The sequence below is a fragment of the Apibacter sp. ESL0404 genome, from assembly GCF_019469245.1.
Classification (GTDB): domain Bacteria; phylum Bacteroidota; class Bacteroidia; order Flavobacteriales; family Weeksellaceae; genus Apibacter.
In genome coordinates, this window is the sequence record NZ_CP048267.1 from 114,789 (window position 1) to 136,879 (window position 22,091).

Below are 22,091 nucleotides of genomic sequence, written 5' to 3' on the forward strand. Positions count from 1 at the left end.
TATTTCCAACCATCTTATATTATAGTGTTCTTTCAATGAATTACGTCTAATTTTTTTATTATTTAATATTTACATAATAATTTAACTATATTTATAACAAAAAGCTATTATTTTAAGATAATTTAATATTATTTTTGGATATATTAAAAAAATGTTAGAATTTTGTTGTTTAACTAAGTATATATTATTGTATGAGGAAAGAACTTAAAATTTTAAGTGTGCTAGGATTGTGCTTATCCGGTCAATTTGCTTTTGGGCAAATTAAAGGAAATGTACAAGAGGCTGATGGTGAACCTGCCATAGGAGCAAAGGTCGAAATTAAGGGAACGAATACTTTTACAAGAACCGATGATGACGGTAATTTTGAATTATCAGCAGGAAAAGTTGGGGATGTTTTAGTAATTACGAATTTAGAAGAAGAATCTGAAGAAGTAATAGCAAAAGATGATTTAGCATTTAAATTTTCTAAAAAAATCGAGAAAAAAGACGAAAAGGAAATTGAAGAAGTAGTTGTTTTAGGATTCGGTAGAATAAGAGATGCTAAAGATGTGGTAGGAACAGCATCTGTGGTAAAAGGATCAGATATATCAAATGCCCCGATTGCATCATTTGATAAAGCCTTAGCAGGAAGAGTTTCAGGTTTGTCAGTAAACTCCTCCACAGGTCAGCCGGGAGGACTTGCACAAATAAGATTGAGAGGAGTTACCTCTGTAAACGGAAATAACAATCCGATTTACATTATTGACGGGGTAAGAATTTCTTCAGGTAATTTAACCAATAATCGTAACAAATCCGAAACAGATCCTTCAACGAATGTTTTAGCAACCATAAATCCCAATGATATAGAATCCTATACGGTCTTAAAAGATGCAGCAGCTACCTCTTTGTATGGTGCTGATGCAGGAGCGGGGGTTATTGTGATAACTACCAAAAAAGGAAAAAACGGGAAAGCTAAATTTTCAGTTGACTTGGAAAGAGGTTTTGGAAAAAAAGCGGTAAAAGGACCAAAATCAATCACTCCGGGAACATGGAACAGAGTTTTAACGGAAGCGGTTAGAAATAAAAGAAATTTAACAGAACAAGAAGCCATCGATTATATAAATAATGAATTGGCTCCAAAAGAAACCACTTTGCCGTTATGGGATGGTAAAACTGAGGTTCCTGATTGGACTAAACTTGTGGAAAGAGATTATACCTCTCAAAACAGTCTAAATATTGGAGTAACCGGAGGTTCAGATAAATTAAAATATGCTTCGTCTCTTAATTATTTCTCACAAGAAGGTACTGTAAGAAGTACAGACTTTGATAGAGTAAGTGGGAGATTAGCAACTGATTATAAAGCTACAGATCAATTAACCATCCGTACAGATATCAATGCGGCTTATACCAAACAAAATAGTGTTTTAAACGGAGGATATTTTTCAAATCCGTTATTAACTAAATACTTTATGCTGCCAACTGACCCTGCTAAAAATCCGGATGGAAGTTACAATTTAGGAGAAGGCGGAAGAATGTTTAACGGTATGTTTAATGCCGCGTATTTATTGGAAAATAACTACATAACCACTAAAACAGCCAGAGTTTTTGCTAATATACAAGGTGAGTACAAGATTATTAATAATTTAAGATATGTGATAAATTTCGCGCCTGAGTATATAAACATGGAAAGAGATAAATATGATAATCCAATTCATGGAGACGGAGCAAATACAAACGGAAGAATGATTAATGAAAGAGTGCGATATTTTAACTGGAATGTTCAGAATATTTTAAATTACTTTTTCACAGTAGGAGAAAACCATCACTTTGATACACGAATTATACAAGAAGCTTATAAAAAAGACTATAAATACTTAAGCACTTCAAATACTACATTAGGAAGACTGGGGTTATATTCTACAGATAATTTTGTTAAAAATGAAGAAACCACCGGAAATGGCTATATCGCTACTAGAAATGCATATGCAGCGAATGTAAGTTACGATTACAGTAAAAAGTATTTTCTGGACGGAACGATAAGAAGAGAAGCATTAAATAACTTTGGTTCAGGTAATAAATGGGGGACATTCTGGTCTGTAGGAGCAGCTTATGATATTTCCAATGAAAGATTTTTAATCGGATCATCCATTGATTTATTAAAAATCAAAGCTTCATATGGAGAATTAGGAAATCAATTACTATATGACGATTTAAATTCATTTGCACAATATGGATATGATTTAAATTATAATGATGCTGCGGGAGGATATATCTATCAATTAGGATATAAAGATTTCACTTGGGAAAAAATTAGACAGTTTGATGCAGGTTTCGAAACAGAATTTTTTAATCACAGATTGAATTTTTCAGCTTCATACTTTCACAAAAAGACAAAAGATTTAATATTCCCTAAAGGTATATCATTAACCACAGGTTTCTCTACCGTATTAGTTAATGCCGGAGATATGGTAAACAAAGGAATTGAATTAGATTTAGGAGGAACAATAATAAAATCAGATACCCCTGACGGGTTCAACTGGTATCTATCCGGTAATTTCACTTACGTAAAAAATGAAGTAACAAATCTTCCGTTAGGTGAATCTATCACAGGAGTAAATATTGTTAGAAAAGGAGAAGCCGTAAAAAGTTGGTATATGAGGAAATGGGCGGGAGTTAACCCTACTACAGGAGAAGGACAATGGTATGTAAATGGAAAAGGAGGAGAAGTAACTACCGATTATAATAAAGCAGAAAGAGCCGTTCAAGGAACTACACTTCCAAAATACATGGCAGGGCTTTCAACAGATCTATCTTATAAAAGAATATCTTTATCTGCAACCTTCAGTGGTAATTTCGGACATAAAATATATGATGGATGGAGAAATTACACTACCAGTGACGGACAATATATACATATATATGGAGGATATGAAGAACAAGGCGATTTCTGGACGCCGGATAATCCTCATGCTTCAAATCCAAAACCAATACTTACCAATTCTTCAAAATCCAACTATTCATCAACCAGATTTTTATATGATGGCGATTTCATCAGATTAAGAGACTTAACCATCGGATATACTTTTTCAAAATCAGTATTAGATGATATAGGATTAACTAACCTTAAAATATATCTACGAGGAACCAATATTTGGACCTATTGTTTTGACAGTAAAGTAAGGCATCTGAAAATAGAACCTGAACAAAATGTCAATGGAGGAGGAAGTAACTTTGAACAACCTATAATAAAAACATTTACTGTTGGAGTTAATGTTGGATTTTAAAAATTAAGAAGATAACCATGAAAAAGATTATATTATTAGCAACTGTTTTATCATCATTAATTTCAACCGTATCATGCTCAGATGATTTTACAGACCCACAATTGCAACAAACCGATGTAATAGATGAAACGCCCATTACTACTTTGGGTCAGCTGGAAACATTTATGAACGGAACTTATGCCTTAATGAGATCCCAATATTATTACGGATGTAATTATGTAGTTTTCGGAGAAGTTAGAGGAAGTGATGAAATGTTCTCAACAGGTTCTTCCGGAAGATATCAGACAGTTTCTCAATTTACCATGAATGCAACCGACAGTTATGCAAGTGAAACATGGAAAAGAATCTATCGAGTAATATCCAATGCAAATATTGTCATAAACGCAACTATAACAGATGGAACTTCGGAAGAAAAAATTGACGAAATTAAATCACAAGCCTATGCAATCCGAGCTTGGGCATATTTCGATCTCATAAAATTGTTTGGACAAAAATATACACAAGACAAAAATTTAGGTGTTCCCTTAATTTTAGAAAATACAACCAATCCGGCAACATTCGCTGTATCAAGAGCAACCTTAGATGAATGCTATGCTCAAATCGAATCTGATTTTCAACAAGCCTATGAAAAATCAGTATATAACATTGATGTTAAACAAAAATTAACTAAAGGAGCGATAGCCGGATTAATGTCGAGATACTATTTATACAAAGAAGAGTATAACAATGTCTATAAATATGCCAGTGAAGTTACCGCTCAGTATGCACCTATTGACAAAGGTTTATATGTAACCAGTTGGAGAATAGAAGGACTTAACTCAATATTTGAATTAGCTTATGGCGTTGCAGGGGCTATTGGTACTTCAAGTGTAGGTTATATTTTTTCATCAGAAGGATACGCCAATACCCGATTAAATCCAAGTTTAGTTGCAGCATACGATCCTGAAGATATCAGAGCTAAAATCAAAAAAGATAGTAAAGACAAAACCGGAATGTTGCGTCAAAATTCTTCCAAAAATGCAACCTACATAGAAGGTAAATATCCGTTATTAACAGGAGAATCCAATCAAAAGTTAGTAAGATATGAAGAAATAGCCTTAAATCAGGCAGAAGCCATATTAATGGGAGGAGGAGGTTCTACTGCTGAAGCCTTAGAATTAGTAAACGGCATTAGAGCTCAAAGAGGAATTACTCCATTAACAACAATAACCATGGATGATGTAAAAGAAGAGAGAAGAAAAGAATTAGTAGGAGAAGGATTCAGAGTTTGGGATTTGTTAAGATGGAATAAAACCTTAACAAGAATAGACTTAACAGGAGAACAAGATGTTACTTTCCCAGTTGGAGACTTCAGATTAGCTTTTCCGATACCGCAATCCGAAATAGATAATAATGCAGGAATGAACAAAGATCAACAAAATAAAGGGTATTAATAGATTATATACACAAAAAACCACCTTATTTAAGGTGGTTTTTTTATAAATAGCTTTTTATTAAATACTAAAATTATTTTAAATACAGAACGTAAATAATGATATTCGGCATTATTTTAACAAATATTAAGAACAATATAACATATATAATAAAAAGTCGGTTTTTTTGCCGTTTTTTTATTTTTATATTTGCATATTGTTTACGTACATGAGTAGAATTAGAATATTTTTTATCTGTTTTTTTTCAAGCATAGTTTCAATATTTTCTTTTGCTCAGGTTTCAGAAGGGAACACAAACGAAATGCCTGTAACAAACAGTAAACCTATCTCTTCTGATTCAATTAAAATTTATAACCCAACCATTCAATCCTATAAATATTGGACGGAAGACCATGCGAAAAAAATCTTTGATACGGTTTTAACTATAGATAAATACTATAGCAATAAAATGTACAATCACAAAGATAGTTTTGGCGCCATGCCGTTTTCCAATATTGGACATACTTTTAATCCTTTATTATTTTCAACTAAAATTAACTCGGGAATAGATTTAATTCCTACGGGAAAATCTTTTAACCTAATAGAAGCAGATGAAGTAAGATATTTTGATGTTCAGACCCCGATGACCGAATTCCAATACAACAATGGATATAATCAAGGCCATTCATTATCAAGTTTATTTACACATAATATCAATTCAAGGCTAAATTATTCCATACAATACAGAGGATTACGTTCAGAAGGAAAATATTTAGAACAATTAGCTTCCAATAATTCACTTTTATTCACACTTGCCTATCATACCAAAAATCAAAAATATAATTTGTGGACTCACTATATAACAGCTAATGTAGACGATGAAGAAAACGGAGGAATTCAATTTCCAAAAAATTTCGAAGATGGAGACAGCCGATTTAAAGATCGGGACCGAATGGAAGTAAACCTTACAGGAGCGCAATCAAAATATGGAAGAAGAAGATTTTATGTCGGTCAACAATTAGGAATACTTAATTCGGGACATAACACCTATCCTTTATCTATAAAAAATATTTTTTCGGCAGAATCTTCCCATTTTACCTATGAAGAATTTAAAAATCTAAATTCCTATTTTTCAGATAAACAAGGTATTTTTGATGTAGACAATTTGAAAAGTCATTACAACACCAAAAAGCTTAGAAAGATTACCAATCAATCCATGGCAGTTTTTGATTGGAGCGATAAATTACATTTGGAAACAGGATTTAAATATGAACATTTAGAATTTAATTTTGACCGAATAGTTGATCCAAGTATTTCCTTTCCCAAAAATCTCAAAGACAATCGAGTGGGAATAGCCGGAAAACTTGCATTTAACTGGAAGAAAGAAATTGTTTTAAAATCACAAGGAGAGGCAATGACGGGAGATGAATTTAAAAATTCGTATTACTTAGACAATCATTTAATAGTCAGTCCTTTAAAAGATTATTATTTAGAAGCTAATGTAGGAGTTAAATCCCAGATACCGTCGTTAAACTTGCTGTATAATCAAAGTTTTTATAAATCCATGAATTATTTTATGGATGACCCTAAAAAAGAAAGAACAGTTCAAGCAGGAGGAGAATTACATATAAAACCTTATAATACAAGAGTTTTTACACAATTTTATAATATAAAAAATTATACCTATTTAGATAGTGATTATCTTCCTAAACAAGCCGGTTCTTCAGTGGATGTAGTACAAGTAGGTTTGAAAAACAGTTTTCAATATAAAAAATTCCATTTGGAAACTAATTTAGCATATCAAAATGTTACCAGTAATAAACAACTCTTACCCTTGCCGGATTTCATTGGTAGAGCAACCATTTATTACCAATCAAAAGCATTTAAAAATAATGCAGAATTCCAATTAGGATTAAATGCTTATTACTTTAATAAATTCCAATCCAGACTCTTTTTACCGGTAACCAATGAGTTTAGATTACAATCAAAAACAGAAAATTATAATATTGGAGAATATCCCGTATTAGATTTATTTCTGCATTTTAAAGTCAAAAGAATGTTGATTATACTAGAAGGACAACATTTCAACTCCAGTTTTAGTGGTTACAAATTCTACAGTTCGCCACTTAATCCATATACAGATTTTCGTTTAAATATAGGAATACTCTGGTATATATTCACCTAAAAACCATGAATAAAAATCTTACAATCCCTTTTTTATAAGCGAAATTTTTCATAAATTAGAGTTTACTATTACGTATAAAAAATTAAATTATGAATACTCCTCTTTTTGAAATCGATTTAAAAGTACGAGATTATGAATGTGATGCACAAGGCATCGTAAACAATGCAAATTATCAACACTATTATGAAGTAGGCCGTCATGAATTTCTAGAACATAATGGGCTAGATTTCTATGATTTACACCAAAAAGGAATCGATTTAGTATTAATAAGCATTCATGTACGCTATATGAGTTCACTAAAAGGAGGAGAAAAATTTTTATGTACCATAGATTCATTGGAAAAAGAAGGAATCCGTTATATATTTAATCAAAAAATTATACGCAAGTCCGACAACAAAGTATGTTCTGAAGCAAAAGCAGAAGTAGTAAGTGTAGTCAATGGACGTGTAAGTATGCCGGCGCTATTAGATGAATCATTTGCTATATACCTTCAAAAATAAACAGAATAAACTCTCATAATTTGAGTATTTTACAAAAATTTAAAAGTAACGGTAAATTACTTTTAACCGGAGAATATACGGTACTGGATGGTGCCTTAAGTTTAGCCGTACCCACTCGATTAGGACAATCTCTTCAAATACACCAAACTCAAGAATTTTCTAATAAATTGGTATGGACTGCCTATAAAAGTGATGGAAAATTATGGTTTAAAACCGTTTTAGATATTAACAGCAATAAAATCGATGAAACGACGAATATAAATTTTTCAAAACAATTACTCCTTATTTTCCAAGAAGTACAAAAATTAGGAAGCACAAAATTTGAAAATAAAGTAGGATACGAATGTATAACTCGGCTGGACTTTCCCGAAAATTGGGGCTTGGGAACCAGTTCAACCTTAATCAATAATGTAGCACAATGGACAAAAGTAAATCCCTATAAATTATTAGAAAAAACTTTTGGAGGAAGCGGTTATGATATAGCCTGTGCCGAAGCCTATACGCCTATTACCTATCAACTAATAGAAAATGAAGTAAAGAAAATTGAAAAGGTAGAAATATCTTCCGCAATAACGGAAAATCTTTTATTTATTTATTTGAATCAAAAACAAAATTCAAGAGAAGGAATACAGCATTATAAACAAAAAACGAAGTCGGAAAATCTCATAGATGCCGTTTCAAAGATAACCCGAGAAATTATAGACCCAAAAATTACCTTTAATCAATTCAGAATTCTTATTTCAGAACATGAACAATTGATTTCAGAGTTTATCAATATAGATACAGTAAAAAAAGTTTTATTCAGTGATTATCCGGGGGTTGTTAAGAGTCTGGGAGCTTGGGGAGGAGATTTTATTATGGCTGAAAAATTAGAATGTTCGGAAACCTATTTCAAAAACAAAGGATATGAAGTAATCAAAAGTTACAAGGATCTTATACTATAGCATTTAAAATTTCAGTATTTCATGAAATTTACTTACACTTAATTGAAATAAATTGAAAATTTATAGCTGAGAATTATTTGGTTTCTTAATGGTTTGATATATAATTGCTTAGGTTGGTGGTTGGTAAGGATATGTAATTTAGAGTTTTGAAAAAATTGATACTTATATTTTTTATGAATATCTTTACATAACCAAAAGTTTAAACCCAAAACGATGTTAAAAATAGGGGATAAGATTCCTGATTTTGAGGGACTTGACCAAGAAGGAAAAATAATTAAATACTCAGATTTTAAAGGAAAAAAACTTATCATATATTTTTATCCCAAAGCAAATACTCCGGGTTGTTCAGCTGAAGGATGTAATCTTAGAGATAATTATGCAAATCTTCAAAAAGAAGGCTATCAAATCATAGGAATAAGTAAAGATTCAGTAGATAAACAAAAATCATTTCATGATAAATATTCATTTCCTTTTCCGCTTATAGCAGACGTTGATAAAAAAATAATAGAATCATTTGGAGCATGGGGTAAGAAAAAATTTTTGGGAAAAGAATACGAAGGTATCTTATGATATACCTATATAGTTGATGAAAATGGAATAATTAAAAATATTATTACCAAAGTAAAAACAAAGAATCATGCAGAACAAATTCTTAAAACTATGAATCTGTAAGATAAACATTAATTAACTTAGATATTCTTAAACGACGAATATTTTAAAGGATTAAAAACAATTGAAAAATTAAATATATATATAAAAAGTAAAACAAATAATGGCAGAAAAAGAAAGCAAAGACGCAAACAATTCAGAAGCAAAGAAGAAGGCGTTGAATCTAATTTTAGACAAATTAGACAAGACCTATGGTAAAGGATCAGTCATGCGAATGGGAGATAAGCCTGTTGAAGAAGTAGACACTATTCCTACCGGATCTTTCGGTTTGGATTTGGCTTTAGGGGTCGGAGGCTATCCACGAGGAAGAATTATTGAAATATTTGGTCCTGAATCATCGGGTAAAACAACACTTACGTTACACGCAATAGCAGAAGCTCAGAAAAAAGGAGGAATAGCAGCATTCATTGATGCAGAACACGCATTCGATCCAACCTATGCTCAACGTCTGGGCATCAATTTGGACGATCTGATTATTTCTCAGCCGGACGATGGAGAACAAGCATTGGAAATCGCCGATAATCTGATTCGATCAGGTGCTATTGACATTGTAGTTATCGATTCAGTAGCAGCATTAACTCCTCGAGCAGAAATAGAAGGAGAAATGGGAGATTCTAAAATGGGTCTTCATGCACGACTAATGTCTCAGGCTCTTAGAAAACTAACCGCTACCATTAGTAAAACTAAATGTACCGTAATATTTATCAATCAGCTTAGAGAAAAAATTGGAGTAATGTTTGGAAACCCGGAAACAACTACCGGAGGAAATGCATTAAAATTCTATGCTTCAGTACGAATTGATATACGTAAATCAGGCTCACCGATCAAGGATGGTGATAATGCAATAGGAAGCAGAGTAAAAGTAAAAGTCGTTAAGAATAAAGTAGCCCCACCATTCCGTCAAACAGAATTCGATATTATGTACGGAGAAGGAATTTCCAAAGTTGGAGAAGTCCTGGATTTAGGAGTTGAAATGGGAATTGTCGGAAAATCCGGATCCTGGTTCAGCTATCAAGATACGAAACTTGGACAAGGAAGAGATTCTGTTAAGCAGTTATTAAAAGATAATCCGGAACTATTAGAGGAAATTGAAACCCGCATTAAAGAAAAATTGGCGGAACAATAATATGTAAAATAGTTATTAATTATAACACTCATAAAAAAACGATGAATTTCTTGAAATTCATCGTTTTATTTTTTTATAAGAAATAAATATTTTTAAAAATAAGAAACTTAATATCCGAAACCACTTTACAAATCTTACCAAATTGGATAATAGAATTTCTTAATTAAATAAAAATACATACTATACGTGTAAATTTAATTTAAACCGATAATTCAGTTATTAATTCCGATTAAAAGATTTTTAATCTTAAATCCATTCATTAATATGCTCTCCGGTTCCCATTTTAATACTCTTAGCAGAAATAGTAAAAGTTTCCGTCAGAGGAGATTTACCGTAAGAATCAAAATTTTCTTTATATTTCACAACATATCCATCAAAAAAATATAATTCTTTTAAAGTAGAATTGTTGTCTCTTTTAATGAATACTATTTTACCATCTTTTCTTTCAAAGCTATTTGTCATCCACTCAAAAATATCAGTTTCACCGGTAGATTCAATTGAAACTTCAATCCTTCCCCCTCTGGTTTGAGAAGACGGGCGACCGGTCGGATCTGTTTCTTGAGCTAAAGAGTAATTAATATTCAAAACATTATATGATTTCCCTTCTACTTCTAATTTCGCTTTAAATGACATAGTGATTGTTTTACGATTATCTTAATAAAATTGTGTTAATTGAATTTATAACGCAAATATAGTACATGAAAGTTGTCTTATTTTTAAATTAATGTTAAATTAATTGTAAAATATAAAAATATTAATATATCTTATTTTCAGTAAAAAACTCCGATGGATATTAATTTTTCAAAAATCAATTGAAAATATCGAATCTTCCTATGCGTTTTAAGGTATAAAATACTAGATAATTTATGTTTATAATTTATTAATAACAAATTATAATGCAATTTATGCAATAATTTATATTTATAATTATTACTTTTATAACTTAAAAAAATCTGAGTAAAAATTATGTGGAAAAGTGAATACTGTAAAAAAGGATTATATGATCCGGAATTTGAGCATGACGCGTGTGGAGTAGGTATGATAGTCCACACCAAAGGTGTCAGATCCCATTCAATTGTTGAAAACGGACTTCAAGTTTTAGAAAATATGACCCACAGAGGAGCTGAAAGCGCCGATAATAAAACCGGAGATGGAGCCGGAATTATGGTACAAATACCTCATGAATTTGTTCTTCTTCAAGGAATAGCAGTTCCGGAAAAGGGCAGATATGGGAGCGGGTTGTTATTTTTCCCTAAAGAAAAAGAAGAAGAAAAAAAGGCATTTGAATTACTGTCCGAATTAATCAAAAAAGAAGGATTAAGTTTTCTAGCCTTGAGGGATGTACCTGTTAATAGTGATATACTTGGAGAAATATCAATGGCAAATGAGCCGATTATAAAGCAGATATTCATAAAAGGAGAAGAATATTCACAAGAAGTATTAGAATTAAAACTGTATTTACTTAGAAAAAAATTTGAAAAATCACTATTAGAATCAGATATAAAAAATAAACGCGGGTGCTACATAGTAAGTTTGTCAACCAAAACCATTGTATATAAAGGAATGTTAACATCTTTACAACTAAGACATTATTTTCCTGACTTATTACATCCTAATTTTACCAGTGCCATTGCTTTAGTTCATTCAAGATTCAGTACCAATACTTTTCCAACCTGGGACTTAGCTCAGCCTTTTCGTTTAGTCGGGCATAACGGAGAAATCAACACCATCAAAGGAAACAGGTTATGGATGGAAGCACGAGAAAGCGTTTTAAAATCAGAAAAAATAGGAAATATAGAAGATATATGGCCGATTGTGCAGCAGGGGATGAGCGACAGTTCATCTTTTGATAATGTATTAGAATTTTTAGTAATGTCGGGCAAGTCATTGCCTCATGCATTAGCCATGATGGTTCCGGAATCATGGAATGATAAAAACCCGATCTCATCCGAACTGAAAGCTTTCTATGAATACCACAGCATTCTTATGGAACCGTGGGACGGACCGGCGACCATTTTATTCAGTGACGGGCGATATGCCGGTGGATTGTTGGATAGAAATGGATTACGCCCCGCACGATATCTCATTACCCATCATGATATGATGGTAGTAGCTTCAGAAACAGGAGTAGTTACCTTTGATCCTTCAGAAATCAGGGAAAAAGGAAGATTAAAACCAGGAAAAATGGTATTAATTGATACTATGAATGGTACTGTTCAGTATGATAAAGAATTAAAAGAAGAATTAGCAAATGCTTATCCGTATAAACAATGGTTAGATAAAAACAGAATTTCTTTAGATGATATATCTTCGGGAAGAAGCGTGAAATATGAAGTTCCGAATTTGGATGTCATGTTATCAGCATATGGATATTATCGTGAAGATATAGAGAAACTCTTAATTCCGATGGCGAAGGACGGAAAAGAACCGGTGGGCTCTATGGGAAACGATACCCCTTTGGCCATATTATCCAAAGAACCCAATCGTTTATTTTCCTATTTCAGGCAACATTTTGCGCAGGTAACCAATCCACCCATTGATCCTATAAGAGAAGAATTAGTAATGTCCCTAGCGGGATATATAGGCTCTTTACATAAAAATATATTAGAGCCCATGCCCGAACATTGTAAAATGGTCGGACTGGCCTATCCCATTATAACTAATAAAGAATTGGATCTGCTTGAAAATTTAGACTATAAGGGATTTAAATCGACAGTAATTCCTATAACCTTTACGTATCAACCGGATGAATATGCTTACGGGTTGAAAAAAGGTATTGAAGAACTTTGTAAAACTGCAGAAGAAGCAGTGGACAAAGGAAGCAATTATATTATTTTAAGTGATAGAAAAGCTGACCTGGACCATATAGCCATTCCTTCATTATTAGCAGTTTCTTCTGTCCATCATTATTTGATTAAAAAGAGAAAACGTATGCAAATTGATTTGGTGGTAGAATCAGCAGAACCGAGAGAGGTTATGCATTTTGCCTTATTATTTGGATACGGAGCCAATGCGGTAAATCCATACCTGTCATTTGCCATGTTGAATGATTTGGTTGAAAAAGGAGAAATACAAATGGTATTTTCAACAGCAGAAAGAAATTACATGAAATCCATACATAAAGGATTATTGAAAGTTCTTTCAAAAATGGGAATATCAACCCTTAAAAGTTATATAGGAGCTCAAGTATTTGAGGCGATCGGAATAAGTTCAAAAGTATTGTCCGATTATTTTGGTCACACCATTTCAAAAATAGAAGGTATAGACTTAGAAGACATAGCATACGATACCATCCAATCGTTTAAAGAAGCATTCGAAGGGGTACATGATTCAACCATATACGACAATTTAGGAATGTATGCATGGAGAAAAGGTAGAGAGGCCCATGCTTGGAATCCGGAAACCATCGCAAAACTTCAGATTGCCACACGAACCGGAGATTACAATAAATTTAAAGAATTTACTCAAGAAGTAGACAACAAAGAGGATAAAATATTTATAAGAGATTTTATCGATTATATTTCCCAACCCATTGATATAGATTTAGTCGAGCCTGCATCAGAAATTATGAAACGTTTTGTTACAGGTGCTATGTCGTTCGGATCAATCAGTAAAGAAGCACATGAAGCCATAGCGGTTGCTATGAATACGATCGGGGGAAAAAGTAATACAGGAGAAGGAGGAGAACTAAAAGAACGTTTTTCAACTAACGCTAGATCAGCGATCAAACAAGTAGCTTCAGGAAGATTTGGAGTTACAACGGAATATTTAGTAAATGCAGATGAAATTCAAATTAAAGTAGCTCAAGGAGCTAAGCCGGGAGAAGGAGGACAATTGCCCGGATTTAAAGTTGATACGATTATAGCCAAAACAAGACATTCAATACCCGGTATCTCATTGATTTCCCCTCCACCTCATCACGATATATATTCTATTGAAGATTTGGCACAATTAATCTATGATTTAAAAAATGTGAATCCAAAAGCTATAATTAGCGTAAAATTGGTCTCAGAAAGTGGTGTAGGAACTATAGCTGCCGGTGTGGCAAAAGCAAAGGCAGATTTAATTTTAATCAGCGGGTGTGACGGAGGAACGGGTGCCAGTCCGTTAAGCTCTATTAAACATGCCGGATTACCACTGGAAATCGGTTTAGCTGAAACCCAACAAACATTGGTGTTAAATAATCTTAGAGGTAACATTCGCCTTCAAACAGACGGACAATTAAAAACAGGCAGGGATATTGTCATAGCCGCAATGCTGGGAGCCGAAGAATTTGGTTTTGCAACCAGTGCTTTGATTATTTTGGGTTGCGTTATGATGAGAAAGTGTCATTTAAATACTTGTCCGGTAGGAGTAGCAACCCAAAATGAGCAATTAAGGGGGAAATTTAGCGGCAAAAGTGATTATCTTATAAATTTCTTTACTTTCTTAGCAGAGGAAGTACGAGAACATTTAGCCTCAATGGGATTTACCAAATTAGACGATATTGTGGGAAGAACAGATCTGTTAAAGTCCAAATCCTCTCTTCAAAATCCAAGATTTGAAAAATTAGATTTAAGCAGAATATTATATTATCCCGAAAAAAATAAAAATTCTTTAAAACACAATAAACTTCAAGATCATAAAATAGATAAAGTTTTAGATAGAGAATTAATAAACACTTGTCGCAATGCCATAGATCAAACCATGCCCGTATCATTGAAACGTACCATTCAAAATACGGATAGAGCAGTGGGAGCAATGCTGTCAGGAGAAGTTGCAAAAAAATACGGTAACGACGGATTACCGGATAATACCATTCATTGCACATTTAAGGGATCGGCAGGTCAAAGTTTCGGAGCTTTTTTATCCAAAGGAATCACTTTTACATTAAAAGGGGATGCAAATGACTATTTGGGAAAAGGATTGTCAGGCGGTAAGATTGTTTTGTTGCCTCCCGATTCATCTAACTTTATGCCTGAAAACAACATTATAGCGGGAAATACACTTTTATATGGTGCGACCTCAGGCGAAGTATATATTAACGGTCAGGTAGGAGAGCGTTTTTGTGTAAGAAACAGTGGAGCTCTTGCAGTAGTTGAAGGAGCAGGAGATCATTGTTGTGAATATATGACCGGAGGAAGAACGGTAGTGCTGGGTAAAACAGGAAGAAATTTTGCTGCCGGTATGAGTGGAGGTATAGCATATGTATATAATCCGGATGGCGATTTCGACTACTATTGCAATATGGAAATGGTTGAACTTTCCTTAATTGAGGATATTAGCGATATACGTGAATTAAATGATCTTATTAGCAATCATTACAAACACACTTCAAGCCCACTAGCTAAAAGGTTATTGGATAATTGGATAAACGAAGTAAATTCTTTTATTAAAGTTACTCCAATAGAATATAAAAGAGTTTTGCAAGAAGAAAAAATTCGCGCAATAAATGAGAAAATTTCAAAACTAGAATACGATTATTAAGATATTATAAAGTATAAAATGGGAAATCCTAAAGCATTTTTAACAATAAATAGAAAAGAAGCAGGGTATCGCCCTAGACATGAAAGAATTTCGGATTATGGAGAAGTAGAGCAGACATTAAATACAGAAGATAGATTTTTACAAGCATCTAGATGTATGGACTGCGGAGTTCCATTTTGTCAATACGGTTGTCCATTAGGAAATAAAATGCCCGAATGGCAAGATCTAATTTATAAAAGAAATTGGAAAAGAGCCGCTCGAAGTTTACAATCTACTAACGATTTTCCTGAATTTACCGGAAGAGTATGTCCGGCACCTTGCGAAAAAACTTGTGTATTGGCGATTGAAGATTCGCCTGTTACCATTAGAGAAAATGAGGCGGCCGTGATGGAACACGCCTATTCCGAGGGATTCATGAAGCCACAAATTCCAACTGCACGAACAGGAAAAAAAGTAGCTGTTATTGGATCAGGTCCGGCAGGAATGGCAGTAGCCAATCAACTCAATAAAAAAGGACATACTGTAACAGTTTATGAAAAAGATACCAGCATAGGCGGATTGCTTCGTTATGGTATTCCCGATTTTAAATTAAACAAAAATGTAGTTCAAAGACGTGTTGATTTGATGAAGGAAGAGGGCATTGAATTTATAGTCAACACTGAAGTGGGCAAAGATATAAAAGGAAGAGAGATTTTAAAAAATTACGATGCCATTTGTATAGCCATCGGGTCTCAGTCGCCCAGAGATTTGACAATTGAGGGAAGGGAACTCAAAGGAGTTCATTACGCAATGGAATATTTAAAAATGCAAAATAAGATTGTTGCTAAAGAAACCATTTCCGAAGAAGAATTTATTAACGCAAAAGGGAAAAATGTTTTGGTAATCGGAGGAGGAGACACCGGTTCCGATTGTATAGGAACGGCTAATCGTCAAGGAGCTGCTAACATTATACAAATTGAAATACTATCTAAGCCTAAAGAGTTAAAAGAAGTTGAAAACCGATGGCCTGTTCCTTTTCCGGTCTATTTAAAAACTTCTTCTTCACATTTAGAAGGATGTGAACGAAGATGGTCATTACATACCAAAAGATTTATCGGAGAAGAGGGAAAATTAACCGGAGTGGAAGTAGTAGAAGTTGAATGGGAAAAAGACTCATCAGGGAAATTTACTATGAAAGAAGTGGGAGAACCCGAAATATTAAAAATTGACTTGGCTTTTTTGGCCCTTGGATTTGTCAATCCCATTCAAGAAGGTTTTTTAGAAGAAATGGAGATCATCATGAATGAAAGAAAAAATATTCATACCGATGAAACTAGAAAGACCAATGTGGATAAAATTTTTGCAGCTGGAGATTGTGTGAGTGGACAATCTTTGGTGGTGACAAGCATCGCTTCCGGAAGAAAAACGGCTAGGCATATAGATGAATTTTTAAGAAACTAGTATATTTTTTAATCTTGGAATTAACTGATAGTTTTATAAAACTATCAGTTCTTTTTTATTATAATACTAACTAAATACATGAAAAACAAAAATTTAAAATATCATATTTTAGCTATAATTACGATTTTTATATGGGGTACTACCTTTATTTCGACCAAAGTATTAATGAATGACGGATTAAGTCCGGTAGAGATCTTTTTATACCGTTTTTTATTAGCTTATATATGTATATGGTTTTTTTCTCCTAAGGTAATTTTTTCAAAAAATTATAAAGATGAATTTCTGTTCTTGTTAATCGGATTATTTGGAGGAACTATATACTTTATAACAGAAAATATGGCTTTGAAGTTATCTTTAACTTCTAATGTATCGTTAATATTGTCTACTAATCCCATAGTAACCGCTTTTTTTACTATACTAATAAATAAAAAAGAAAAAGTAACTAAAAATTTAGTGTATGGTTCTTTATTAGCTTTATTAGGAGTTTTTTTAGTAATATTTAATGGTAGTTTCATACTCGAGATAAACTTTTGGGGGGATCTATTGGCATTAACGGCAGTACTTTCTTGGACAATCTATACTTTGATTTTAAATAAGCTCAGTAAAACCTATTCCATACTTTTTATAACCCGTAAATTATTTTTTTATGGAATAGTAACTATAATACCTTTTATTTTAATAGCACCTTTCAAATTTCAAAAAAATGTATTGCTAACACCTACGGTAATTTTTAATCTTTTATTTTTAGGAATTATAGCATCTATGGTATGTTTTTTTACCTGGAATTTATCAATAAAGAAAATAGGAATTATAAAAACAACTAATTATATCTACTTAGTACCGTTGATAGCAATCATTTCGGCATCAATTATTTTAAAGGAAAGTATAACGATGATTACTTTTCTAGGTACCGTATGTATTTTATCGGGGGTGTATGTATCAGAAAACGGAGTAACAATTAAAAGAAAACAAAATTAAAATATAATAATTAAGTAAAATGTTTACAAAGAAATTTGAAAAAATACTTAGAATCACCTGGTTTATTATTGCGTTTTTTTTAACCATATACTTGGGATATGCTATGTGGAAAGACAATGCTGAACCACTACCCCATATACTAATTTTTACCGTAACCGCTTTGCTTGGTTATGTTTGTGTTAACGTATTGGTATATAGATCGCCGATAGTATCCAATTTATTGGGAATGTCAGCGAATATTGGCGAGATATATACCCATCTGTTGTTTGGAAATGTAGGTATGGCGTGTAGTAATCTATATTATTTTATAACTCATGTTTTCGGGCTGATTCTATGGACTAAGAAAAAAAATCAAGATCAAGAAGGAAAAATCAAAGTATCAAAAATGGATCAAAAAGCCTTAATATGTACGATCTTATTCTGTATAATAGGAATAATTCTTATGTTTTTCTTTGGGGATTATTTTTTTAAAAAAGATTCTTCTCCTTACATACTTTTACTTAATTGTATTGCTTTTATGATAGGAGTGTCCGCTCAATTTACTATGATCATGAGACAACCTTTTTCCTGGGTTTTGTGGAGTATTAGTAATTTAGTTTGGTTATCATTAAATCTGATTTCGCATAATTATATTTTTGCTGTTCAATCCATATTATATGAAATAAATGCGCTCGTAGGCATATATAAATGGTATACCGATTCTGATAACTAAGCCAACAGATTAAAAAAATAATTATTTAGATAAGTAAACTTAGAATTTAAGTTAAACTTTCTTCAAAACTTAATTATATATTAATGCTTGTTAGCGAGTTGCCCACAGGCTGCATCAATATCATCTCCTCTGCTTTTTCTTATTTTAACAATGATATTTTCTTGTTCCAAAGCGTTAACATAGTTTTGAATTATGTTTGAATTGGCTTGAGAGTATTTTCCTCCTTCTATGGAATTGTATTGTATTAAATTAACTTTTGACGGTATTGATTTGCAGAATTTTATTAATGCTTTTATATCTTCGTTGCCGTCATTGATACCTTTCCAAATAATGTATTCCAGTGTTATTCTACTTTTAGTTTTCTGATACCAATAGGATAGGGATTCCATTATACTTGTTAGAGGAAATTTAACACTAAATGGCATTAATTGATTGCGTTTTTCCTCAATGGCTGAATGTAAGGATAAGGCTAATTTAACTTTTAAATTTTCATCCGCTAATTTTTCAATCAGTTTAGGAATTCCGGAAGTAGAAACGGTGATCCTTCTTGGAGACATCCCTAATCCTTTGTCCTCCGTTATCTTTCGGATTGCATCCGTTACGGAAGAATAATTGAGTAAAGGTTCTCCCATTCCCATAAACACTATATTGGAAAGAGGCTTTTGATGATATTCTCTGCTTTGTTTATCAATTAAGGTTACCTGATCTACGATTTCTGCGGCAGTTAAATTTCTCATTCGTGTTAATTGTGCCGTAGCGCAAAAAGTGCAATCCAAACTGCATCCAACTTGCGAAGAAACACAAGCCGTAGTCCGTTTAGTGGTAGGAATCAGAACCGATTCCACGACATTTCCGTCGTGTAATTTTACGGCATTTTTAATTGTACCGTCGATAGACCTTTGCATGACGTGGATTTCTGCCGGCTTGATTGAGAAATGATTTTCTAAATTTTCACGTAAAGATTTGGAAAGATTGGTCATCTCTGAAAGAGAATGAGCATTTTTATTCCAGAGCCATTCATAAACCTGTTTGGCTCGAAAAGGTTTTTCTCCTATCGAGGAAAAATAAGCCTCAAGTTCTTGTAAACTTAAGGCTCTTATATCTTTCTTATTTTGATTCAAAGTTACTATAATGCTATTATTAAATGATTAACATGGCATCTCCATAGGAGTAAAATTTATAATTTTCTTTAATAGCTTCTTTGTAAGCTTTCATAATTAAATCATAACCGGCAAAAGCAGAAACCATCATCATTAAAGTTGATTTAGGAGTGTGAAAGTTGGTAATCATGGAATCGGCAATACCAAAATCATAAGAAGGGAAAATAAATTTATTGGTCCATCCTTCGTATGGATTTAATCGTTTATTAGCAGAAACTGAAGTTTCAATAGCCCTCATGGAAGTTGTACCCACAGCACATACACGGTGTTTAGTCTCAATGGCATGATTTACTATTTTACAAGTTTTTTCTGAAATGGAAATTTGTTCACTTTCCATTTTATGTTTGGAAAGATCTTCCACTTCTACTGAAGCAAAAGTACCTAATCCTACATGTAAAGTAATTTCAGCAAATTCAATACCTTTAATTTCCAATCTTTTTAACAGATGTTTTGAAAAATGTAGTCCTGCCGTTGGAGCTGCAACTGCACCTTCTTCTTTTGCATAGATGGTTTGATATCTTTCAGCATCTTCTGAATCAGGTTTTCTTTTTATATATTTTGGAAGAGGAGTTTCTCCTAATTCTTTTAATTTTCTTCTGAATTCTTCATAAGAACCGTCAAATAAAAAACGTAAGGTTCTGCCTCGGGAAGTAGTATTATCTACAACTTCAGCCACTAGACTGTCATCTTCCGTAAAAAATAATTTATTTCCAATTCTTATTTTTCGTGCAGGATCTACCAATACATCCCAAATTCTTGACTCAGCATCCAGCTCTCTTAATAAAAAAACTTCTATTTGAGCTCCTGTTTTTTCTTTGTTACCATATAAACGAGCCGGAAATACTTTTGTATTATTTAAAATAAATACATCTCCTTCATCAAAATAATCAATGACATCTTTAAATAATTTATGTTCTATTTCTCCTGTATTTTTATGTACCACCATTAGCCTTGCCTCATCTCTGTTTTTGGAAGGTCTATCCGCAAGAAGTTCAGGAGGTAATTTAAAATCAAAATCTGAAGTTTTCATTATTAAAATTATGTTTAGTTTACAAATATACAATAAGCATACCCCTAAAGTCAAGTATTTATTAATGTATGCTCTTTATCTAAAGGACTTTTTGGCAAGTTTTTTGAAAATATTAACTTAAATTATAAGTTTTATTGATAAAATAGTAAATGTTAATTATTTAGTCATGATCAAATAATATTTCTAGATTTTATTGGTAGCATATAATTTAAAAGTAAATTAATTTTTTTTAAAGTAAATTTCTTTCAAATAAATTTATACTTAGTTAGAGCAATAAGGGTGGAAATATTTCTACCCTTATTTTTTTAAAGAGTAAGTCTTTGTAACTCTTCTATGCTTCCATTAAATACATTGATGTCTACAAAATTTTGTGTAAATCCTTTGACAATCCCCTTTTCCGTAAATTGCCAAAAAATCCATTTTTGGTGCAAAGGACTTTCTATAGGGTTATAGTTTGCCGTCCATATAATGTATTCACTTAAATCAAGATCCGAAATATGATAGATAAAATATGAATCATTAGAATAAATAATGGGCTTCACATTATAGTTTTTTTCAACTAAGTTCAACCAATTGATAAGTCCCGATTTCAATAATTCCAACGATTGATTTTTGGGCAGATCTTCCACGTCAAGTACGGGAGGCAAATCACCTTTATTCAAAGTTACGGTTTTAATAAAGTTTTCTGCTTGTAGGGTAGAATTTCTGTTCACATCATAATAATGATATGCGCCTTTGACTATTTTTTTTTTCGTAAGATTTTTCCAATTTTTTTTGAAAAAAGCATCCTGAGTAAAAGCCCCTCGGGTTGCTCTAACAAAAACAAAGGAAACAGGAATATCTTTATGAATGTCTTGCACGCTATCCCAAAGTATTTTACCTTGATGTTGACTTATATCCAACCCGAAAGCATAATTTTTATATTTTTTAAAAACAGCCTGAATCTTTTCGGCTTCAGAAATTTTAATGCTCTTTTGAAAATTTGCATTTCCGAATTCACCAATAGCTAATTTTTCTTTTATAATGTAATAATACATAATGAGTGAAGTTCTAAAAAAGAAAAGCACAGATAAAAAAATAATAATACCCGTTAGCCAATAATAGAGCTTATAGGGAATTTCCTTTTTACTGTTTTTCTTGTTTATCCTTCCTTTCATGAAAATATAAAAAATAGTAGTTGGTTAATTATGAATAATTTAGTTCATT

The 22,091-nt window shown here is 32.4% G+C and carries 14 protein-coding genes and 1 pseudogene; 11 read left to right on the forward strand and 4 right to left on the reverse strand.

Annotation, left to right across the window (positions count from 1 at the left end; genetic code table 11):
* Window positions 1-191 precede the first annotated feature (191 nt).
* From GYM72_RS00505 to recA, 7 genes and pseudogenes are all read left to right on the forward strand, one after another.
* Window positions 192-3,263, forward strand: coding sequence for a SusC/RagA family TonB-linked outer membrane protein (locus GYM72_RS00505; protein WP_220264333.1), 3,072 nt, complete (start codon window positions 192-194; stop codon window positions 3,261-3,263).
* 17 nt (window positions 3,264-3,280) lie between these two features.
* The gene (locus GYM72_RS00510; protein WP_220264334.1) at window positions 3,281-4,696 is read left to right on the forward strand and encodes a RagB/SusD family nutrient uptake outer membrane protein; all 1,416 of its coding nucleotides are present in this window, start codon (window positions 3,281-3,283) and stop codon (window positions 4,694-4,696) included.
* 208 nt (window positions 4,697-4,904) lie between these two features.
* Window positions 4,905-6,860, forward strand: coding sequence for a putative porin (locus GYM72_RS00515; RefSeq protein WP_220264335.1), 1,956 nt, complete (start codon window positions 4,905-4,907; stop codon window positions 6,858-6,860).
* A gap of 89 nt (window positions 6,861-6,949) precedes the next feature.
* Entirely contained in the window at window positions 6,950-7,360 is a 411-nt protein-coding gene (locus GYM72_RS00520; RefSeq protein ID WP_220264336.1) for a thioesterase family protein, read from the forward strand.
* A gap of 20 nt (window positions 7,361-7,380) precedes the next feature.
* Window positions 7,381-8,304, forward strand: a complete 924-nt coding sequence (locus GYM72_RS00525; RefSeq protein ID WP_220264337.1) for a GYDIA family GHMP kinase — start codon at window positions 7,381-7,383, stop codon at window positions 8,302-8,304.
* Window positions 8,305-8,517: 213 nt separating this feature from the next.
* Window positions 8,518-8,976: pseudogene (gene bcp / locus GYM72_RS00530) on the forward strand (thioredoxin-dependent thiol peroxidase).
* Window positions 8,977-9,076: 100 nt separating this feature from the next.
* Window positions 9,077-10,099: a recombinase RecA gene (gene recA, locus GYM72_RS00535; RefSeq protein ID WP_160542507.1), complete on the forward strand. Its 1,023-nt coding sequence runs from the start codon at window positions 9,077-9,079 to the stop codon at window positions 10,097-10,099.
* Window positions 10,100-10,345: 246 nt separating this feature from the next.
* Here recA and tssD read toward each other — a convergent pair whose 3' ends face one another.
* A complete protein-coding gene (gene tssD / locus GYM72_RS00540; protein WP_105296336.1) occupies window positions 10,346-10,732 on the reverse strand; it encodes a type VI secretion system tube protein TssD in 387 nt (128 codons plus the stop codon).
* A 333-nt stretch (window positions 10,733-11,065) separates the two neighbouring features.
* On the opposite strand from tssD, the gene gltB reads away from it, so the two are divergent.
* The 4 genes from gltB (at window position 11,066) to pnuC (ending at window position 18,695) form a co-directional block, all read left to right on the forward strand.
* Entirely contained in the window at window positions 11,066-15,565 is a 4,500-nt protein-coding gene (gene gltB / locus GYM72_RS00545) for a glutamate synthase large subunit (protein WP_220264338.1), read from the forward strand.
* A gap of 18 nt (window positions 15,566-15,583) precedes the next feature.
* Entirely contained in the window at window positions 15,584-17,005 is a 1,422-nt protein-coding gene (locus GYM72_RS00550; protein WP_220264339.1) for a glutamate synthase subunit beta, read from the forward strand.
* 78 nt (window positions 17,006-17,083) lie between these two features.
* A complete protein-coding gene (locus tag GYM72_RS00555) occupies window positions 17,084-17,983 on the forward strand; it encodes a DMT family transporter (protein WP_220264340.1) in 900 nt (299 codons plus the stop codon).
* A 19-nt stretch (window positions 17,984-18,002) separates the two neighbouring features.
* On the forward strand, window positions 18,003-18,695 hold the full coding sequence (pnuC, locus tag GYM72_RS00560; protein ID WP_220264341.1) for a nicotinamide riboside transporter PnuC: 693 nt from the start codon (window positions 18,003-18,005) through the stop codon (window positions 18,693-18,695).
* Between the two features lie 80 nt (window positions 18,696-18,775).
* Here the strand turns inward: pnuC and rlmN are convergent, their stop codons facing one another.
* The 3 genes from rlmN to GYM72_RS00575 form a co-directional block, all read right to left on the reverse strand.
* Window positions 18,776-19,816: a 23S rRNA (adenine(2503)-C(2))-methyltransferase RlmN gene (gene rlmN / locus GYM72_RS00565; RefSeq protein ID WP_220264342.1), complete on the reverse strand. Its 1,041-nt coding sequence runs from the start codon at window positions 19,814-19,816 to the stop codon at window positions 18,776-18,778.
* A 19-nt stretch (window positions 19,817-19,835) separates the two neighbouring features.
* The gene (gene queA, locus GYM72_RS00570) at window positions 19,836-20,885 is read right to left on the reverse strand and encodes a tRNA preQ1(34) S-adenosylmethionine ribosyltransferase-isomerase QueA (RefSeq protein WP_105296330.1); all 1,050 of its coding nucleotides are present in this window, start codon (window positions 20,883-20,885) and stop codon (window positions 19,836-19,838) included.
* 305 nt (window positions 20,886-21,190) lie between these two features.
* Window positions 21,191-22,042 (reverse strand): glycoside hydrolase family 25 protein, encoded by an 852-nt coding sequence (locus tag GYM72_RS00575; RefSeq protein WP_220264343.1) that lies wholly within the window; start codon window positions 22,040-22,042, stop codon window positions 21,191-21,193.
* Between the last annotated feature and the right edge of the window lie 49 nt (window positions 22,043-22,091).